Genomic DNA, 1,176 nt, shown 5'->3' with positions numbered 1-1,176 from the left:
GAAGCGGTACAGAATCTTTCGCAATTATTCGTCGACGATCGCAAAGGCATTACGAAAATGAAAAATGAATACGAGCAGAAGATTGATGAACTCTACGCCGAGGTGGGAAAACTGTCCACACAATTGTCGTGGCTCAAAAAAAAATCTGGTCTCTAACCTATCCCGCGAAGAGCGTGTCGCTTTGCTGGAGTGGGATTGTTCCGAGCATACCATCGCCGTGCAAGCCGATCTGCTAAGTCTGAATCGCTCCAGTTTGTACTACAAACCGGTCCCTCCCTCCTCGGAGGAAATCCGCCTCAAGCACCGGATTGATGAACTGTACACGCAGCACCCATTTATGGGTTATCGGACGATTGCCAATATCATGAATCGAGAAGGAGATCATATCCACCGAAATACGGTTAGGCGCTACATGCGTGAGATGGGGCTGATGGCGATCTACCCTGGACCGAACCTGAGTAAGCGCGATCTTCAGCATCGGATCTATCCTTACCTGCTTCGTAGGCTTGCCATTACAGCACCCGATCAGGTCTGGAGTGTTGATATCACCTACATTCGGATGAAACAGGGCTGGATGTACCTTTACGCAGTCATAGACTGGTATTCACGGTATATCGTTGACTGGCAACTCGATCAAAGCTTGGAGATTGGATTCGTGCTGGAAACGATGAAACGAGCGTTAGCGAGGTGCACGCCCCAAATTATTAATAGTGATCAAGGCAGCCACTTTACAAGTCCACAATATACAGACCTGTTGAAAGAGCACGAAGTACGCATCAGCATGGATGGTAAAGGCAGAGCGACAGATAATATCGCTATCGAGCGCTTCTGGCGTAGCCTTAAGTACAATGAAGTCTATCTAAACGACTACAGTACACCCCGAGAAACTAGGCAAGGTATAGGGCGCTACATTCATCTGCACAATCATTACTTGCCGCATCAGTCCCTGCAAAGCCATACACCAGCTTCTGTATATAACCGTGATGTTGTACTAAAATCTACATGTGAATAACAAAGAAAAAACCTTTCTCCCGCGCCTACGCTTGAGCTTCGTCCACCACCAGTGGACAAGTCTAAGCTGGTAATAATTATCTTTTATACCAATCGAAGAAGTAGGTCTAAGGCTTAAATCCATGGACTCTAAACAAAGATTGTGAACCATTTCACACCTTAATT

At 46.4% G+C, this 1,176-nt stretch carries 1 protein-coding gene; it reads left to right on the top strand.

Annotated features, from left to right (window positions below; genetic code table 11):
* Positions 1-1,012, top strand: a protein-coding gene (locus ICC18_RS33350; RefSeq protein WP_223193103.1) for an IS3 family transposase whose coding sequence is annotated in 2 segments (ribosomal slippage) — positions 1-135 and positions 137-1,012 — 1,011 coding nt annotated over the 2 segments. Because the reading frame shifts where the segments join, the coding sequence is not laid out codon by codon here. This gene is flagged as partial in the annotation.
* Positions 1,013-1,176 lie beyond the last annotated feature (164 nt).

Source organism: Paenibacillus sedimenti, assembly GCF_014534655.1.
Classification (GTDB): domain Bacteria; phylum Bacillota; class Bacilli; order Paenibacillales; family NBRC-103111; genus Paenibacillus_E; species Paenibacillus_E sedimenti.
Note: the sequence above shows the minus strand (reverse complement) of the source record. Positions and strands in the feature narration are given on the sequence as shown.